This is a genomic window from Stenotrophomonas africana (assembly GCF_013004645.1).
GTDB lineage: Bacteria > Pseudomonadota > Gammaproteobacteria > Xanthomonadales > Xanthomonadaceae > Stenotrophomonas > Stenotrophomonas africana.
On sequence record NZ_JABEME010000019.1, the window covers coordinates 29,477 to 45,804 of the forward strand.

Annotated in this window: 18 protein-coding genes; 9 read left to right on the forward strand and 9 right to left on the reverse strand. The window is 67.8% G+C overall.

Annotation, left to right across the window (positions count from 1 at the left end):
* Positions 1-111: 111 nt before the first annotated feature.
* From HLA98_RS19985 to HLA98_RS19995, 3 genes are read left to right on the forward strand one after another with little or no spacing between them, the layout of a single operon-like run.
* Entirely contained in the window at positions 112-690 is a 579-nt protein-coding gene (locus tag HLA98_RS19985) for an RNA polymerase sigma factor (RefSeq protein ID WP_057500355.1), read from the forward strand.
* Positions 687-1,220, forward strand: a complete 534-nt coding sequence (locus tag HLA98_RS19990; protein ID WP_057500356.1) for a hypothetical protein — start codon at positions 687-689, stop codon at positions 1,218-1,220. Before HLA98_RS19985 ends, HLA98_RS19990 begins: the two co-directional genes overlap by 4 nt.
* Before the next feature lie 10 nt (positions 1,221-1,230).
* A complete protein-coding gene (locus HLA98_RS19995; RefSeq protein ID WP_049443897.1) occupies positions 1,231-2,112 on the forward strand; it encodes a DUF4097 family beta strand repeat-containing protein in 882 nt (293 codons plus the stop codon).
* Between the two features lie 49 nt (positions 2,113-2,161).
* Here the strand turns inward: HLA98_RS19995 and HLA98_RS20000 are convergent, their stop codons facing one another.
* The 3 genes from HLA98_RS20000 to HLA98_RS20010 all read right to left on the reverse strand — a co-directional run bounded on the left by HLA98_RS20000 (position 2,162) and on the right by HLA98_RS20010 (position 4,240).
* Positions 2,162-2,344 carry a hypothetical protein gene (locus tag HLA98_RS20000; RefSeq protein ID WP_005410566.1) on the reverse strand — a complete coding sequence of 61 codons (183 nt, stop codon included), beginning with the start codon at positions 2,342-2,344 and terminating at the stop codon, positions 2,162-2,164.
* A gap of 11 nt (positions 2,345-2,355) precedes the next feature.
* Positions 2,356-2,649, reverse strand: coding sequence for a YkgJ family cysteine cluster protein (locus HLA98_RS20005; RefSeq protein WP_053462562.1), 294 nt, complete (start codon positions 2,647-2,649; stop codon positions 2,356-2,358).
* Positions 2,650-2,878: 229 nt separating this feature from the next.
* Entirely contained in the window at positions 2,879-4,240 is a 1,362-nt protein-coding gene (locus HLA98_RS20010) for an Hsp70 family protein (protein WP_057500357.1), read from the reverse strand.
* 180 nt (positions 4,241-4,420) lie between these two features.
* Between HLA98_RS20010 and HLA98_RS20015 the strand changes: the two genes are divergently transcribed.
* Complete coding sequence (locus HLA98_RS20015) at positions 4,421-4,756, forward strand: zinc ribbon domain-containing protein YjdM (protein ID WP_010482882.1); 336 nt, start codon at positions 4,421-4,423, stop codon at positions 4,754-4,756.
* Between the two features lie 6 nt (positions 4,757-4,762).
* Here the strand turns inward: HLA98_RS20015 and HLA98_RS20020 are convergent, their stop codons facing one another.
* On the reverse strand, positions 4,763-5,917 hold the full coding sequence (locus HLA98_RS20020) for a tetratricopeptide repeat protein (RefSeq protein WP_057500358.1): 1,155 nt from the start codon (positions 5,915-5,917) through the stop codon (positions 4,763-4,765).
* A 228-nt stretch (positions 5,918-6,145) separates the two neighbouring features.
* Here HLA98_RS20020 and HLA98_RS20025 point away from each other — a divergent pair, with 228 nt between their 5' ends.
* The 4 genes from HLA98_RS20025 (at position 6,146) to HLA98_RS20040 (ending at position 9,011) form a co-directional block, all read left to right on the forward strand.
* The gene (locus HLA98_RS20025; RefSeq protein WP_057500359.1) at positions 6,146-6,748 is read left to right on the forward strand and encodes an HD domain-containing protein; all 603 of its coding nucleotides are present in this window, start codon (positions 6,146-6,148) and stop codon (positions 6,746-6,748) included.
* 50 nt (positions 6,749-6,798) lie between these two features.
* The gene (locus HLA98_RS20030; protein WP_057500360.1) at positions 6,799-6,972 is read left to right on the forward strand and encodes an oxidoreductase-like domain-containing protein; all 174 of its coding nucleotides are present in this window, start codon (positions 6,799-6,801) and stop codon (positions 6,970-6,972) included.
* Positions 6,969-7,586 carry a DUF998 domain-containing protein gene (locus tag HLA98_RS20035; RefSeq protein ID WP_049443906.1) on the forward strand — a complete coding sequence of 206 codons (618 nt, stop codon included), beginning with the start codon at positions 6,969-6,971 and terminating at the stop codon, positions 7,584-7,586. The genes HLA98_RS20030 and HLA98_RS20035 overlap by 4 nt, the downstream gene beginning before the upstream one ends.
* Before the next feature lie 78 nt (positions 7,587-7,664).
* Entirely contained in the window at positions 7,665-9,011 is a 1,347-nt protein-coding gene (locus HLA98_RS20040; protein ID WP_057500361.1) for a virulence factor family protein, read from the forward strand.
* 98 nt (positions 9,012-9,109) lie between these two features.
* Here HLA98_RS20040 and mprF read toward each other — a convergent pair whose 3' ends face one another.
* Positions 9,110-11,674 carry a bifunctional lysylphosphatidylglycerol flippase/synthetase MprF gene (gene mprF / locus HLA98_RS20045; RefSeq protein ID WP_049443909.1) on the reverse strand — a complete coding sequence of 855 codons (2,565 nt, stop codon included), beginning with the start codon at positions 11,672-11,674 and terminating at the stop codon, positions 9,110-9,112.
* Between the two features lie 192 nt (positions 11,675-11,866).
* On the opposite strand from mprF, the gene HLA98_RS20050 reads away from it, so the two are divergent.
* Positions 11,867-12,214: a RidA family protein gene (locus HLA98_RS20050; RefSeq protein WP_005418155.1), complete on the forward strand. Its 348-nt coding sequence runs from the start codon at positions 11,867-11,869 to the stop codon at positions 12,212-12,214.
* 153 nt (positions 12,215-12,367) lie between these two features.
* On the opposite strand, the gene rnfB is transcribed toward HLA98_RS20050, so the two are convergent.
* The 4 genes from rnfB to HLA98_RS20070 form a co-directional block, all read right to left on the reverse strand.
* On the reverse strand, positions 12,368-12,781 hold the full coding sequence (gene rnfB, locus HLA98_RS20055; protein WP_053091904.1) for an Rnf electron transport complex subunit RnfB: 414 nt from the start codon (positions 12,779-12,781) through the stop codon (positions 12,368-12,370).
* Positions 12,782-12,806: 25 nt separating this feature from the next.
* A complete protein-coding gene (locus HLA98_RS20060; RefSeq protein ID WP_057500362.1) occupies positions 12,807-13,397 on the reverse strand; it encodes an HAD family hydrolase in 591 nt (196 codons plus the stop codon).
* Positions 13,398-13,472: 75 nt separating this feature from the next.
* Positions 13,473-15,548 (reverse strand): methionine--tRNA ligase, encoded by a 2,076-nt coding sequence (gene metG / locus HLA98_RS20065; RefSeq protein ID WP_057500363.1) that lies wholly within the window; start codon positions 15,546-15,548, stop codon positions 13,473-13,475.
* Positions 15,549-15,650: 102 nt separating this feature from the next.
* Positions 15,651-16,094 (reverse strand): DUF2147 domain-containing protein, encoded by a 444-nt coding sequence (locus tag HLA98_RS20070; protein WP_049426799.1) that lies wholly within the window; start codon positions 16,092-16,094, stop codon positions 15,651-15,653.
* Between the last annotated feature and the right edge of the window lie 234 nt (positions 16,095-16,328).

Consider the following 16,328-nt stretch of genomic DNA (forward strand, 5'->3'; position numbering starts at 1 on the left):
CGGCAATCTCGCGAAGGACCTTCCATGGATGCAGCCGCCATCCAAAAGGTTGCATGCCATCGATCATCGACCGGCTCTAAACCTTTTCCCGGGTCGCCGCATCCAAGCGATATGCTCGACACCACCATGCCCGCGCCGCCTGCCGCCAATGACGCCGTCGACGAACCCGCCCTGGTGCGGGCGGCGGCCGCGGGCGACACCGCTGCCTACGAACTGCTGTACCGGCGTCACGCGCCGCGTGTATTCGCTGTCCTGTGGCGGTTGTGTGGCGGGCAGCAGGCACGTGCCGAGGATGCGCTGCAGGAGGCTTTCCTGCAGGCGTGGAAAGCACTGCCAGGGTTCCGTTTCGAGAGCAGCCTGTCCACCTGGCTGCATCGGCTGGGCGTCAACGCCGCGCTGATGGAGTTGCGCGGCCGGGCTGCCGGGCAGGACCACGACAGCCTCGATGATATCGACGGAGGCCTGCAGGAACTGGCGGTGCATGACCGTTGTGCCGGCACCGAGCGCGATCTTGAGCGCGCGCTGTCGACACTGCCGCCACGGGCGCGTGCGGTACTGGTACTGCACGACATCGAAGGCTGGAAACACCAGGAAATCGCCGAGCAGCTGCAGATGGCCGTCGGCAGTTCCAAGGCACAGCTGCATCGTGCGCGCGGCCTGTTGCGCGCACGGCTGGGAGACATGACATGAGTACACACGAACACGATTCCGTTCACGACCTGCTGGCCCGGCTGCGCGGGCTGCCGAACGAGCGCGATGTCCCCACCGATGGCTGGGCACGCCTGTCGGCCCAGCTGCCGCCGCGTGAACCGCAGGCAGCACCTGCGCCAACGGACAACGTGGTGGCCCTGCCAACGCGCTCGCGGCGCCGCTGGTGGCTGCCGGTCGGCGCTGCCCTGGCGGCCAGCCTGGCGGTCTACGCCGTGGCGCCGTGGCGCCATGCGCAGCCAGAGGTACCGGTACCTTCAGCGCTGCAGCTTCAGGCGGCGGCGATGACCGAGCAGTACCGGCAGGCCGTCGCTTCGCTGCCCGACGGACGGGCGCCGGAATGGCAGCCGGCCCTGCACGAACTGGATGAAAGCGCGGCGCAGATCCGTGCCGCCCTGGCGCAGGACCCGCGTGCGCCGCACCTGCTTGGCCAGCTCAAGCGCACCTATGCGCTGCGGCTGGAACTGACCCGGCAGGCGGCCTATGCCGCCGAGTCCGGCTTGACGACCTGAGGAGACCCCCATGACCCGAACCCTGATTTCCTGCTGTGTCGCGCTGCTGCTGGCCCCTGCCGTGGCGCTGGCCGATACCCGCATCGACGAGCGCCATACGCTGGCCGCGGGCGGTCGCATCGAGCTGAGCAACGTGGCCGGCAAGGTGACCGTGCGTGGCTGGGACCGCAATGACGTGCAGCTCACCGGCACGCTCAGCGATGGCCTGCAGCTGCGTCAGGAAAAAAGCGCCAACCGTGTGCGCTGGGAGATCGAGTACCCGCGCCGCAGCAACAACGGCGGCGCAACACTGGTACTGAACGTACCGCGTTCGGTGGAACTGCTGCTCAGCACGGTCAGTGCCAGCCAGGACATCAGTGGCATCGATGTGCGACGACTGCAGGCCGACACGGTCAGCGGCAGCCTGAGCGCGGCTGGCCGCAGTGGCGACAGCAAGCTCAACACGGTCAGTGGCAGCGTCAGCGCACGCCTGCAGACGCCCAAGCTGGACGTGAACACGGTCAGCGGCCGGATCGAGGCCGGCGGCGGCGTCTCTGGCGATATCGGTGCGCAGACGGTGTCGGGCCGGGTCGAGGTGGACGCTGGCCGCGTGCAGCGGCTGGCGGTGGAGACCGTCTCGGGCAGCATCGATCTGGCAGCAGCCGGACTGGCACCCGGTGGCCGGATCAATGTCGAATCGGTCAGTGCCTCGGTCACGCTGAGCCTGCCGCGCGCGGTGTCGGCGCAGCTGTCGGTGAACAGCTTCAGCGGCTCGATCAACAGCGATGCCGGCCAGGTGGAGCGACCGCGCTATGGGCCGGGCAGCCACCTCGATACGCGTCTGGGCGGCGGCGACGGTGACATCCGCATCCAGTCGCATTCGGGCAGTGTTCGGGTTCGCCTGGATCGCTGAGCACGGTCCGGCAGGCCGCGGCGGCAGCGCCGCCGCGGTCGGTGCTGGGTCAGCTGGCTTTCTTCAGCGCCCAGGTGGTGCCGAGGACTTCGATCTTGCCACCGGCCTTGCGGAACGCTGCCAGGTCCGAAGCGATCGAATCGCTGCTGACCACGGTGCTGGCGGCCGCGCCCTTGCGTTCGCTGCGGATGCTGTTGCTGGCCTTCGCGGGGGTCTTTGCCTTGCGGGGCATGGTTGCTCCTGTCAGGTGGAAGGGGAGGAAAGCGCCCAGGCGTCGGCCTGGCGCAGGTAGTCCTGCCGCTCGCGGCGGCAGTCATCGCCGCCCATCGAAAACTGGCGGCAGATCGCCGGGCGCTGCGAATAGATCGTGCAGCGCAGGTGATAGGGATCGATCGCCGCGCACCAGCCTTCCTCGTTGCGCGCCATCACGGCACGGCCGTGGGTGTCGCGTGACAGGAACTGGCCGGGCACGTGGTCGCCGGGCTGCAGCAGCACGGGCAGCCGGCAACAGACCGCGTCACAACGGCGGCAGTCGATGGGTGCAGGTGCTGCGTCAGGTTGTAAGGCCACAGGGGCCTGGCGGGTGCCCAAAGCGGGTCTCGATGGCGGCTCAGGTGCTGCGCGGACCATGATCGAGCCAGGAAGGCATGGCCGCTAGGCCCGCAGGGCGGGCCAGGCTGCACCGTGGACACACACCGGCGTGGCCGGTGGAAGGTGCAGCGGAGTTCTAGCCGACCAAGAGTAACTTAGACCGCGTAACGTTTTGTTAATCCTGGCTGGCTGCCGCCAATGCCAGGCCCTGGACCACGCCCAGCGAGGGCTCGCCATGGACCATGTGGGCACCCGGGAAGGCCTCGGCCACGGCCTGGCGCAGGTAGCCGGCACGGGACATGCCGCCGGTCAGGAATACCGCATCCGGGTCGCCGCCGATGTCGCTGCGGACCTGCGCCAGCAGTTCACGGATCTGCTCCAGGTAGCCGTGGGCGGCGGCGGCCAGGCCGTCGGCGCTGCTGTCGGCATGCAGGTCGCGGGCGATGTAGTCCAGCGTGCTGCGGTGCTCGCTGGCGGCGCTGAGGGCGATCTTGGCGCGTTCGACATCGCGGTACAGGCGGGCGGTATTGCCGGTGTCCTGCAGGGCCTGCAGGCGCGCGCCCCACGGGTCGTCGACGTGATCGTATTTGTGCTGCCGGAAGTCACGCTGGCGCGTCATGTCCTGCACTGTCGCTGCTTCCACGTAGTGGTGGGCGGGTACGCGGGTGATACCGCGGCCGAACAGCGGCATGTAGCTGGACAGGCTCAGCGCCAGGTCGATGTCGGTACCGCCGCGGGCGATACCCCAGGCGCGGTGGATGCGCGGGGCGTCGTCGCCGCCGACTTCTGCATGCGCGATGTCGGTGGTACCGCCACCGATGTCGACGATCACCGCCTGGTGACGTTCGCGGCTTTCGGCGTGGTAATGCATGGCCGCCGCGGCCGGTTCCTCGAGGAAATCGATCCGGTCGAAGCCGGCCTGGGTGGCCGCTTCGCGCAGGATGTCCAGCGCCTGGTCGTTGCCGGCCGCGCCGATCGAGCTGCGGAACTGCACCGGGCGGCCGAGCAGGGCGGCACGCAGCGGGCGGCCGAGCTGGGCGCTGGCGGTCAGGCGGATGTGTTCGAGGATGTGCGCGGCGATGCCGGTGATGGTCTGCTTCGCGCGCGGGTGCAGGTTGTAGCCCAGCATCGACTTCGGGCTCTGCACCAGGTTGCCTTCGTGTTCCTCGAAATAGGCTTCCAGCGCGTCGTCGCCGTAGACCGCGTTCTGCAGCAGGTCGCTGGCGCTGCGCTCCTTGCCGGTGCGGGCTTCCATCCATTCCCGCCGCAGTGCGCGCAGGGCTTCGCGGCGCAGTGCCTGTGGCGTGCGTTCCTGGCCGGCGACACGGGCTGCGCGTGCGGCGCTGTCGATCATCTGCTGCAGCTGGTGTTCCTGGCCATCATCGAGCTGGAAGTCGTCCGGGTCGGGCACCACGCCGGGGAAGTACACGCTGGTACGGAACTGCTCGGCGTCGCCGAAACGGATCGGCAGCAGTTTCCCCTCATGCACGATGGCGGCGGCGGAGTTGCTGGTACCGAAGTCGATGCCGAGGCGCATGGGGAGTTCCGGGGGCGATCAGGGGCCGCGCACTCTGCTGCAGTTCGCGGCCGACTGCAAGTTCCAGGAGCGTGCTGTTCCGGCGCTGGTCATGGCGCTGGCCGGATGCCGGCCAGGGAAATGGGTCTCCGGGCCAGGCGTTACAATGGCGGCTGTTGATTCACTTTGAGGTACTTGCTGATGTCTTCTGCCCCCGCCTGCCCGCAGTGCACCCTGGAAAACACCTACGCCGATGGTGCGCTATGGATCTGCGCCGACTGCGGTTTCGAATGGACCGCCGAGGAAAGCGCCGGTTCGACCCTGGTCGTGCGTGACAGCAACGGCAACACCCTGCAGGCCGGCGACACCGTCACCGTGATCAAGGACCTGAAGGTCAAGGGTTCCTCGATCCCGCTCAAGCAGGGCACCGTGATCCGCAACATCCGCCTGGTCGAGGACGATGCCGAGCACATCGAAGGCAACTCGGACAAGATCAAGGGCCTGGTCCTGAAGACCTGCTTCCTCAAGAAGGCCTGATCGCCTTCAGCGCCGGGCCTGCTGCTGCGCGCGCCAGCGGGCCAGGCTGTCCAGCTTGGCCTGGTAGCGCGCCTGCTCCGGCGCGCCCCCCAGTTCCTGTGCACGCAGCAGTTCGCGGTCGGCGCGCTTGAGCTGGCCAGCCAGGAAATAGACCCGTGCCAGCCCGAAGTGGAACTGATGCGCGGTGTCATACAGGCGCACGGCCTGCCGGTAATAGCGGATCGCCTGGTCCAGCTGGCCGGCGCGTTCGGCCCGGGCGCCGAACATGTACTGCGCGAACGGATCTTCGCGCTGCACCGACTTCAAACGGCGCTCAAGTGACTGCGCCTGCGCGGTCAGTCCCAGGCTGCGGAACAGCGCGGAGGCATTGGTCAGTGCAGCATCCTGGCGGCCGTCCAGCTGCAGCGACCGATCCAGCGCCTGCCGCGCCGCCTCGTTGTTGCCTTCACGGTGGTCGAGCACGCCGAGGTTGTTCCACACCGGAGCGAACCCGCTGTCCTGAGCCAGGGAAGCGTCGAAGAAAGCACGAGCGCCGCCGAAGTCACCGTCGGCGAGGCGCTCCGCACCCAGGTTGTTGTAGAAGTGCGCCAATGCCCGAGCACGGCTCACGGGAACCGGCCCGCGGCGGTCATAGAGCACATTGCGATCCAGATCGACGGTACCGAAACGCCCGCCGACGTCGACACCGGCATTGACGTGGCCGACGCTGTAGACCACGCCCGCGTCCTGGTTCTGGTACCAGGACACCACCTGCCCCACTTCCTGCACGCGGGCCTGGATACCAGCCTCCCGTGCAAGCGTCACGAACAGCAGGGTGAAGGCCAGGCAGTTGGCGCGGCGGTGCTGCCAGATATCGCTGACGGTGTAGGTCGCATCGGCGTCGTACTGAAGGTCCAGCCCGTGCTGATCGAAGATCATCTCTACAAGCGCCTGCAGCCGCTGGTCGCGGGAGTAGCTGCGCTGGATCACCCGCTTCTGGAGCATCGCACGCAGGTCCGCGGGAATGGCGAATACTTCTTCCGGGGTCGGCACACGTGCGGCCGACACGGTGACGGTCGGGGTCGTCACCACATCGGCGGGCGGTGCCTGGCCTGCGCCGAAGGCAGGAACACAGAAAGCCAGCAGCGAAAGGCAGAGGCAATGGGCGGCAGAACGGTACATGACGGTTCCCGGCAGCGGCGGGCGCTCCCGCCTGTGGCGAGTGTATTCCCATGGATGCCAGGCTGCAGCGACCGTTGGTCGGCGCCGTGTTCATCCACAACCGATGTGGACCAGCGCTCGACAAAGCTGTGGACAACCGGCTGTGGGCCCCGCCCGGCAAGCGTTGTGAGCGAGTGGTGAAAAAACCACCAGCTTGCCCGGCACCGGCACAGGCGGGATGATCGGGGCATGGACTTCTCACCGCTGACGCTTGCTCCGGCGCAGTGGCAGGCGCTGCAGGACAGCTATGCAACGCCGCCACGCGCCTACCATCACTTCGGCCATGTGCGCGCGGTGCTGCAGCACTGCCAGGAAGTGGCCGAAGGCCCGGGCTGGCGGCAGCCGGCCGAGGTCTATCTGGCCGTGCTCTACCACGACGCGATCTACGAGGCCGGCCGCAAGGACAACGAGGCACGCTCGGCAGCGCTCGCCCTGCAGGCGATCGCGCAGGCGCCGGAGCTTGCCGGTGTCGACACCGCCCGCGTGGAGCAGTTGATCCTGTTGACCGCCCGCCATGGTGCGCTGGGCCGGGACGATGTGGATGCCGAGGCGGCGCTGTTCCTTGACTGCGACATGGCGATCCTGGCCGCGCCGGAGCCGGTGTTCGCCGCCTATGACCGTGGTGTAGCCGAGGAATACAGGGGCGTTGTGCCGGGCTTCCTGTACCGTGCTGGCCGGCGTCGATTCCTGCAGGGGCTGCTGCGTGCACCGCGGATTTTCCTCAGTGACTTCTTCCATCAGCGCCTGGATGCGGCCGCGCGCGACAACCTGCGCCGTCAGCTGGCGCGCTGAGCCACCCCGGTACACTGGCGGCCTGTTTCCATCGGCTGTCGCCTCCAACCGTGTCCGACCCTGATCCCGATCCCCGCCCGCTGCCGCCGGAAGAGCCCGGTCCCAACGAATGCTGCGGCAGTGGCTGCCCCTTGTGCGTACTTGACCTGTATGCCGACGAGCTGCAGCGCTATCGCAAGGCGCTGGCCGAATGGAAGGCGCGGCATCCTGAGACCGCACCATGAACCGCACGCGCCCGGCGGCAGCGCTGGCGCTGGTGGCATTGCTGCTGTTTGTGGCCACCGCGCTGTGGACGCAGTTCGCACGTGCCGATCTGGACTGGGTGCGGGCCACGCTCAGCCTTTACCTGCACGGGCCGTGGGGGCTGGCGCTGCGTGCGGCATATTGCCTGCTGGCGCTGGCCATCACGGTGCTTGGCATTGCGCTGTATCGCGGCAGCATCGGTCCGCGGCGCAGTGCGGCGGCGCCGCTGTTGTTCAGCGTCTCAGCACTGGGGCTGGCGACGGTCGCCATCGGTGACAGCTGGCTGCCGGAAGCCACCCCCCTGCTGGCGCCGTTCATCCACGGGCTGGCGGCCAACACCGCGTTCCTGTGCGCCAGTGTCGGCATGCTGCTGCAGGCCTGGTATCTGCGCCGCGAACCGGGCTGGCAGTCCGCCGCCGGCCTGCTCTGGGGTTGGGCCTGGCTGGCGTTCGCACTGTTGTGGCTGCATGTGCTGTGGCGCGCCGGTCCGCCGCGCGGGCTGGGCCAGAAGGCCGTGATCGTGGTGATCGTGGGCTGGCTGCTGTACCTGGCGCTGGCACTGTACCGGCGCGGTCGGCGTACCACGGCCCACTGAATCCCCAACGGCCTGCGCCGGTACGTGCCGTGCACGCGGCGGCGGCGTATCGTGTGCGTATTCCATCGGGGATGCGATATGAAGCGTGCAGGGCTGGGCTGGGCAATGGGTGTGGTTCTGGCGCTGGCGGCGCTGCCGGCGATGGCGGCGGCCAACGTGCAACAGTTCAGCCATGGGCGGTTCGAGCAGATTCCAGTGCACATGCCGGCCGGCACGCCGCAGCGGGTAGTGATCTGGTTCCATGAGCCCACCGCCGGTGGCGACACCAGCCGCCTGCCGATCGAGGCCCTGCGTGCCGACGGCGCCATGGTTGCCGCCGTGGACATCGCGCACCTGCGCGGGGTGCTCAAGCGCGAGGGTGACCCGACCTGTTCGTTCGGTTCCGGTGACGTCGAGAACTTCTCGCGCTGGCTGCAGGCCTCGCTGCATCTGCCCGGTTACCACCTGCCGCTGGTCGGCGGTGATGGTGAAGGTGCCGAGATGGCCTATTCGCTCGCAGCGCAGGCCGATACCCAGGTGTTCGCCGGCGTGCTGACCACCGGCTTCTGTCCGGACCACAACCACCAGCGCATGGTCTGCGGCGATGGTGTGAAGCACAACAAACTTCAGCCTGCCGAGCTGAACTTCCCGTGGTTGAGTGCGGCCGGTGACCACGGCTGCAAGGTGGGGGAGGCCAGCCAGTTCGTGCAGCAGGTCGCGATGGCGCGTGAGTTCAAGCGCACCGCGCGCGGTGATGCCTCGCCGGGCCTGGTGGCCGCAGCGCGGGTAATCGGCGCGCAGGCCGGCGTCAGCCTGGCACCGCCGCCGGCCGCGCTGAAGGGCCTGCCGGTGGTGGAGATGCCAGCCGCCGGCAACGGCGACACGCTTGCCGTGTTCGTTTCCGGCGACGGTGGTTGGGCCGGCCTGGACAAGAACGTGGCGTCGTCACTCAACGAGCATGGCGTGGCGGTGGTCGGCATCGATTCGCTGCGCTACTTCTGGAGCGAGCGCACGCCGAAGGGCTTTGCCGGTGACCTGCAGAAGATCATCGACCACTACCGCCAGCAGTGGCACCGCGACAAGGTGATGCTGATCGGCTTCTCGCAGGGCGCCGACGTGCTGCCGGCCACCATCAACCAGCTCGATGCCGATACCCGCGCGGCGCTGGACCGTATCGTGCTGCTGTCGGTGGGCAGGAAGGCCGACTTCGAATTCCACGTCAGCAACTGGCTGGGCGGCGGCGGTGACGGTCTGCCGATCGCGCCGGAAGTGGCCAGGCTGCCGGCGGAAAAAACGCTGTGCGTATACGGCGAAAAGGATGAGGATGCACTGTGCCCGGACCTGCCGGCCAATGACGGCGTGAGGAAGGTGAAGCTGCCGGGCGATCACCATTTCGGTGGTGACTACGATCGCCTGGCCGAGGTAATCCTCAAGGGCGGGATGTAGCGTCAAGCCATGCCCGACCGCTGTCGCTGACGTGTCGACCAAGGTCGACACCTACCCGGCGAAGTGTAGCGTCGAGCCCTGCTCGACGGATCGCGGCCTCAACTCCGCCGCGGGTCCAGTGAAATCAGGCGCGTGGCATCCAGCAGCGCCGCCGGCAGGTGCATGCCGCCCGGTGCGGCCAGGTAACGCGGCCGCCACTGCGGATCGAACTTCGATTTGAAGCGGCGCAGGCCACTGAATCCATAGAAGCGCTCACCATGCCGCGCGAGCAGGCCGGCCAGCCGGTTCCAGCGACCGGCCAGGCGATGCTGGGCCAGCCCGGACAGCGGTGCCATGCCCAGCGAGAACCGCGCATAGCCCTGCGCGCGGCCCCACAGGAACAGCTCGATGAAGAGGAAGTCCATCGTCCCCTTCGGCGCTTCGTTGACGTGGCGCATCAGGTCCACCGACAGCTCGGCACCGGCCGGTGCCTGCCACAGGTTGGCAAACGCCACGATCTGGCCTTCGGCCTCGACCAGCGCCACCGGGAAGCGCACCAGGTAGTCCGGGTCGTAGCTGCCCAGCGAGAAACCCTTTTCGTCCCCGGATTTGTCTTCCAGCCAGGCGTTGGAAATCGCGTGCAGGCGCGGCAGCAGGCTGGGAATTTCCTCCACTGGCGCTACGCGGAACGACAGGCCGCTGCGCTTGCCGCGGTTCCAGGCCTGGCGCAGGTCGGCACGTTCGCGACCTTCCAGGCCGAAGTCGTGCAGAGGCACCATCGCTTCTTCGCCCAGTTTGACCAGCCCCAGGCCCAGGTCGAGATAGGTCTGCCAATACGTCTCGCCGACCTGGTAGAAGACCGGACGCAGGCCAAGCCGGTCGGCTTCTTCGCGGAAGCGCCAGATCAGTGCACGGGCGACGTCTGGCGGGCCGACTGGATCGCCCATTGCGATCAGCGAGCCACCGTAGCGCTGCATCATCACGAAGCCCAGCCTGGCGTCGTCACGCAGCACTGCCTTGTCGGCGGTCAGTACCAGACAGGCTTGGGTGTCCGTAGCACCCGCCAGCACCGGTGCCAGCGATTGCAGCGTGGCTTCGTCGGCGGCCGGCAGTGGGCTGCGCGTGCTATGCAGCAGCCGCGCCAGGCCGAACATCACCAGCGCGATGGCCACCACCAGCAACGCGCGCAGCGCGCGTGGTGCGTTGCCCGACACCGCGAACTGCCACCACAACTCGTTCTGGTATTCGACATGGCTGTAGGTGAAGAACAGCAGCCAGGTGACCGCCACCAGCACCAGGCCGAGGTTGCGCAGCCACGGCCATGACCAGGCTTCGTCCAGCAGCGCGCCCTGGCGGTAGAACTCGCGACGTGCGGCCCACAGTGCCATCGCCACCAGCACCGCCGAGAGGGCGATCAACAGTTGGCCACCACGCAGCCACAGCGGCAGCGGGGTGATCACGCACACCGCCATTGCCAGCATCCACGCGGCGTGGCTGCGCCGGGCCAGGCCCTGGCCGATCAGCAGCAGTGCGACGCCGCTGAGACTGCCGATCAGGTGCGAGGTTTCGAGGATCGGCAGCGAGGCGTTGACCAGGTGACGGCGCGGCGTCGGCAGCGTGCCGTCGATGACCAGCGCGGCACCGATGCTGAACACCGCCAGCGCGATGATCTGCGGCAACCATGGGCGCAGCGCGTTCCAGCCGGCACGGGTTGCGCCGGCGCTGGCCTGCAGCGGCTGGCGCAGGGCGGGCGCGAGCGCGAGCAGGGTAGCCAGTACCAGCGGCAGTACATAGTAGGTAACGCGGTAGATCAGCGCCGCCGCCAGCACCGCCGCCGGTGCCACCTGCGGCAACAGCTTCAGCAGGCTCCATTCGAACACGCCCAGGCCGGCCGGCACGGTCGAGACCAGGCCGGCCAGCACCGCCACCAGGTACAGGCCGACGAAGCCGGGCAGGCCGGTGGGAGTGGAGTCGGGCAGCAGCACATAGAACGCAGCACTGGCCAGTACCAGCTCGATGACGCTGAGCACGGTGACGCCGATCATGGTCCGGCGGTCGGGTAGCCACAACGCATGGCCGAACACGCTGAACTGCCGTCCATCGCGGCCGACCAGCAGCACGGTGCCGAGATAGGCGAGCAGGGCGACGATGCCGACCACGCGCACGGCTTCGGGATTCAAAGGCAATGCCAACGCCGCCGCCGCAGGTTCCATGCACAGCGCGACGCTGATCAACAGCCATGCACCGAACACGAAACCGAGCGTGCTCATCAGCACTACCTGGCCGATCTGAGCCAGGTCCAGGCCGGCGCTGCGGTAGCCACGCAGGCGCACCGCACCACCGGTCAGCGCGGCAAAGCCGACGGTCTGGCCCAGCGTATGCGCGAGGAAGGCGGTGATGCCGATGCGCGCCGGATGCACGCGGATGCCGCTGCGGCGCAGGCCGATGGCATCGAAGCCGATCAGGCAGGCGTAGCTGGCCAGGCCAAGCACCACGGTGAGCGCGATCTGCATGCCGCTGAGCTGGCGGAACGCCTGGCGGATGGCACGGTAGCCGTGCTCGTCGAATTCACTGGCCAGGCCATGCAGGGCCAGCGAAAGGATCAGCAGGGGAACGACGATGGTGAGGACCCGCTTCCATGCCGGGGTAGAGGAAGCGGTGGCGGGGTCGGTGTCTGGGGTCATCGGCGCAAGGGTGCGTCAGGAAGGGCGAGTGCGGTGTCAACGCGGGCGTGGCGCATCGTGCGCCTGTCGCCGTCATTTGACCAGCGTACGTGTCGTAGCCCGGTAGTGGGGCTGCGCGAAGGTTGCCCATGCACCCACCGTTGACCGGTTTGGAGGACAATGCAGGCCTGATCACCCGCAGGAGCCACGCCCATGATGGAGCGTTACGACGTCGGACCGCGCATGTCCGAAATGACCGTGTACAACAAGGTCGCCTACCTCTCCGGCCAGATTCCGGAAGACACGAGCCAGGACATCACCGGGCAGACCCGGCAGGTGCTGGCGGAGATCGACAAGCTGCTGGCGCTGGTCGCCAGTGACCGCCAGCACGTGCTGCGCGCGGAAGTGTTCCTGGCCGACATCGCCGACTTCGACGGCATGAACAAGGCGTGGGACGAGTGGGTGGTCGAGGGCGCGACCCCGGCCCGTGCGACTTTCGAAGCCAAGCTGGCCCACGCCGAGTGGAAGGTCGAGATCGTGGTGACGGCGGCGGTGCCGTAACGGCAGGCAAGGTTACCGCCCATCAGCGGAGGTGGTAGAGCCGACTGTTGGTCGACTGTCGCGCGCAGCGCGGGATTTTGCGCCGCCGGAATGAAGAGCAGTCGACCAACAGTCGACTCTACCCCGCCGCTCCACCGCCGGTTGGTCCGGTGGCTACGTTGGCACCAGCTCGATGCAATCCACCGGGCATGGGGGAATGCACAGCTCGCAGCCGGTGCACAGATCGGCAATGACCGTGTGCATGTATTTTGCGCCGCCGACGATGGCATCCACCGGGCAGGCTTGGATGCACTTGGTGCAGCCGATGCAGTCGGCTTCCACGATCAACGCCACCTGCGGCGCCTTGTGCTCGCCGCGCGCACGGTCGTAGGGCCTGGCCGGTACGCCCAGCACCTGCGCCAGTGCACGCGCACCGGCATCGCCACCCGGCGGGCAGCGGTCCACATTCGCCTCGCCACGCGCCATCGCCTGCGCGTACGGGCGGCAGCCGTCGTAGCCGCATTGCCCGCATTGGGTCTGCGGCAGCAGGCGGTCGAGGCGTTCGGTCAGGGGCGGGATCAGGCTCATGCGTGGCGAAGGCTGCGCGGTGGGGTCATTTCAGGGGTTTGCCACGGAACCAGCGCTCGTGGGCCAGCGCCAGCATCGGCTTGTCTTCGGAACTGTCGCCGTAGGCATGGATGCGCACGTAGCGCGACAGATCGAACTGGCGACGGATGTGCTCGACCTTGCGCGGGCCGCAGTCGCCACCGGCATAGCGACCGGTCAGACGACCGTCCCGGCTCTCCAACCGGTTGCAGATCAGCTGCAGGCCCAGCTGCTCGCACCATGGCCGCAGGTACAGGTCCAGCGAACCGGACACGATCACCACGGTGTGCTGCTGTTCCTTGTGCCAGCGGATCTGCTCCAGCATTTCCGGGCGTACCACGTCGGGCAGGAACTCACGCGAGAAGCCGGCGGCCAGCGTGGCGATGTCATCACTGTGGCGGTCACTGAAGGTCAAACGGGTGACGCGTGCGCGGATGCGTTCGGCCGAGATCAGTTTCAGCCTGTACGCGGCCAGCCACGGGCCGACCTTCCACCACGCCTGCGCCAGCTGTTCGGCGGTGGCCACCCGGCGCAGGAAGCGGCCATAGGTATCGCAGGTGGTCACGGTGTGGTCGAAGTCGAACAGCGCCAGTTCCATTCCGTTGCCTCCCATCGCGTGCCCCGTGGCCGGTGCTGCCGGCGGGCGTGGCCGCAACCACGCCCGCTGCAGGCATCAGCGCACCGGCATGCCCGGCTGCGCGCCGCTGTCGGCGTCCAGCAGCGCCAGCGCGCCACCGTCGAAACCGGCCGACAGGATCATGCCTTCGCTCAGGCCGAAGCGCATCTTGCGCGGGGCCAGGTTGGCGATGAACACCACGCTGCGGCCGACCAGCTTCTCCGGCTCGCCGTAGCTGGCGCGGATACCGGAGAAGATCTGGCGCTTGCCCAGTTCACCTGCATCCAGTTCGAAGCGCAGCAGCTTGTCCGAGCCTTCCACGAACTCGCACACCAGCACCTTGCCGATGCGCAGGTCGAGCTTGGCGAAATCGTCGATGCCGATGTAGGCCGGAGCATCGGCGCTCTTTGCTTCGTCCTTGGCCGGGGCGGCCGACTTGACCGCTTCGGTCTTGGCGGCGGGGGCGGCGGCAGCGGCCGGCTGCAGGGTGTCCTTGGAGGCGTCGATCATGGCGTCAATCTTCTTCGGGTCGATACGGGTGAACAGCGGGGTGTACTCAGTGATGCGGTGGCCGAGCAGCGGCTGTGCCAGCTCGGTCCAGTCGTTCACCGGCGCGGCCAGGAAGGCCTCGGCCTGTGCGGCGGTGGCCGGCAGCACCGGCTTCAGGGCGGTGACCAGTGCGCGGAACAGGTTCAGGCCCTGGCTGCACACGGCCTGCAGCTGCGCATCGGCGCCTTCCTGCTTGGCGATGACCCACGGCTTGACGTCGTCGATGTAGCGGTTGGCTTCGTCGGCCAGGGTCATGGTCAGGCGGATCGCCGCGGCCGGGTCGTTGCGTTCGTAGGCTTCACGGATCGGCGCCAGGCCATCGACGAAGCGCTGGTACTGCGCCGCATCGGGCAGCTGCGCGGCCAGCTGGCCGTCGAAGCGCTTGCTGATGAAGCCGGCGCAGCGGCTTGCGAGGTTGACGAACTTGCCGACCAGGTCGGCGTTGACACGGGCGATGAAGTCACCCAGGTTCAAGTCGAGATCGTCGACGCCACCGCCGGACTTGGCGGCGTAATAGTAGCGCAGCGCTTCCGGCTCCAGGCCGGCATCGAGGAAGGTACGCGCCATCACGAAGGTGCCGCGCGATTTGCTCATCTTGGCGCCGTCCACGGTCAGGTAGCCGTTGACGTGCAGGCGGGTCGGCGCGCGGTGGCCGGTACCGTGCAGCACCGCCGGCCAGAACAGGCCGTGGAAGTTGACGATGTCCTTGCCGATGAAGTGGTGCAGCTCGGTGGCGGTGCCGGCGCGCAGGTGCGCTTCGAAGTCTTCGCCGATCCTGCCGCACAGGGTCTGGAAGCTGGACAGGTAGCCGATCGGCGCATCCAGCCAGACATAGAAGTACTTGCCTGGCTGGCCGGGAATCTGGAAACCGAAGTAAGGCGCATCGCGCGAGATGTCCCACGCGCGCAGGCCACCTTCGGCATTGAGCCACTCACCCAGCTTGGCCTTCACGCCCGGCAGGGCAACATCGCCGGCCAGCCATTCGCGCAGGAACGCATCGAAGTGGCCCACCTCGAAGAAGAAGTGCTCCGAATCGCGCATCTCCGGCGTGGCACCGGAGATGACCGAACGCGGCTCCTTCAGGTCGGTCGGTGCATAGGTCGCGCCGCACACTTCGCAGTTGTCGCCATACTGGTCAGGGCTGCCGCAGTTCGGGCAGATGCCCTTGACGTAGCGGTCGGGCAGGAACATGCCCTTGGCCGGGTCGTAGAACTGCGCCACCGAACGCCGGCTGATGTGGCCGGCCGCTTCCAGCTTCAGGTAGAACTGCTCGGTCAGCGCCTTGTTGGCCGCCGAATTGGTCGAATCGTAGTGGTCGAAGGCCACGCCGAAGGCGGCGAAGTCACGTTCGTGGCTGGCCTGGATGTTGGCGATGAAGGTTTCCGGGGTGACCCCGGCCTTTTCCGCGGCCAGCATGATCGGCGTGCCATGGGTGTCGTCGGCGCAGACAAACCAGGCCTTGCCGCCGCTCATTCGCCGCGCACGCACCCAGATGTCGGCCTGGATGTAGCCGACCAGGTGGCCCAGGTGCAGCGGGCCGTTGGCGTAGGGCAGGGCGGTGGTGACGAGCGCGGTACGGGTCATGGTCGCGGGGTGAAGCCGAGGGGAACCGCAGAGTATCGCATGCCCGCAACGAGGTGACCCGGCCGGGGCCGGGTCACGGGGATGAAGCGGGGGCCGGGGCGCTTATTCGCGCTGCCAGGTCTGCGCGCGGCAGATGAAGGCGATGCAGCCGGACACGTCAAGCCTGGTGCCGCCGGGCTGCAGTTCCATCTTCGACTTGTAGGTCTTGCCGTTGGCCGGATCGAGGATGGTGCCGCCGGACCACTTGTTGGCGCCGTCGGCCTTCAGGTTCCAGAGGATGGTCATGCCCTTCACCGGCTTGTTCTTGTTGGCGCCTTCACAGCCGTCGCAGACCGGGTTCGGGCCCTTGTCCGAGTGCAGGATGTCGACCACCTTGCCGGTCAGGGTGCCGTTGGCGGCCTGGGTGATCTCGACGATCGACTTCACCTTGCCGGTCTTGTCGTCGATGGTCTTCCAGCGGCCGGCGGCGCCGTCGGCGGCCTGCGCCGAGAGCGCGGCCAGGCACAGCGGCAGTGCCAGCAGCAGGGTCTTGAAGGTCTTGCGCATGGTCCCCTCCCAGGGTTCATTCCGGCACGATGCCGGTACGGGTCGACTGTATACCCATTCGGCGGGGTATGGGGAAGGGGGGCGTTGCAGGGCTGCGCCCTGCACCTGCAGAGGCAACAGCAACGGCAGCGGCGGGATTCCGTGGGATGGCGGGGCGGTGTGGGTGGGCAGGACACGCCGTAAACCCATCCCTGGGGGCTTGATGGCGCCATCCATGGCGCCAACGGTCCTGCC

Coding starts and splice junctions, on each gene's coding strand:
- HLA98_RS19985 (WP_057500355.1), top strand. CDS start 112: ATGCTCGACACCACCATGCCCGCGCCGCCTGCCGCCAATGACGCCGTC.
- HLA98_RS19990 (WP_057500356.1), top strand. CDS start 687: ATGAGTACACACGAACACGATTCCGTTCACGACCTGCTGGCCCGGCTG.
- HLA98_RS19995 (WP_049443897.1), top strand. CDS start 1,231: ATGACCCGAACCCTGATTTCCTGCTGTGTCGCGCTGCTGCTGGCCCCT.
- HLA98_RS20000 (WP_005410566.1), bottom strand. CDS start 2,344: ATGCCCCGCAAGGCAAAGACCCCCGCGAAGGCCAGCAACAGCATCCGC.
- HLA98_RS20010 (WP_057500357.1), bottom strand. CDS start 4,240: ATGCGCCTCGGCATCGACTTCGGTACCAGCAACTCCGCCGCCGCCATC.
- HLA98_RS20015 (WP_010482882.1), top strand. CDS start 4,421: ATGTCTTCTGCCCCCGCCTGCCCGCAGTGCACCCTGGAAAACACCTAC.
- HLA98_RS20020 (WP_057500358.1), bottom strand. CDS start 5,917: ATGTACCGTTCTGCCGCCCATTGCCTCTGCCTTTCGCTGCTGGCTTTC.
- HLA98_RS20025 (WP_057500359.1), top strand. CDS start 6,146: ATGGACTTCTCACCGCTGACGCTTGCTCCGGCGCAGTGGCAGGCGCTG.
- HLA98_RS20035 (WP_049443906.1), top strand. CDS start 6,969: ATGAACCGCACGCGCCCGGCGGCAGCGCTGGCGCTGGTGGCATTGCTG.
- HLA98_RS20040 (WP_057500361.1), top strand. CDS start 7,665: ATGAAGCGTGCAGGGCTGGGCTGGGCAATGGGTGTGGTTCTGGCGCTG.
- mprF (WP_049443909.1), bottom strand. CDS start 11,674: ATGACCCCAGACACCGACCCCGCCACCGCTTCCTCTACCCCGGCATGG.
- HLA98_RS20050 (WP_005418155.1), top strand. CDS start 11,867: ATGATGGAGCGTTACGACGTCGGACCGCGCATGTCCGAAATGACCGTG.
- rnfB (WP_053091904.1), bottom strand. CDS start 12,781: ATGAGCCTGATCCCGCCCCTGACCGAACGCCTCGACCGCCTGCTGCCG.
- HLA98_RS20060 (WP_057500362.1), bottom strand. CDS start 13,397: ATGGAACTGGCGCTGTTCGACTTCGACCACACCGTGACCACCTGCGAT.
- metG (WP_057500363.1), bottom strand. CDS start 15,548: ATGACCCGTACCGCGCTCGTCACCACCGCCCTGCCCTACGCCAACGGC.
- HLA98_RS20070 (WP_049426799.1), bottom strand. CDS start 16,094: ATGCGCAAGACCTTCAAGACCCTGCTGCTGGCACTGCCGCTGTGCCTG.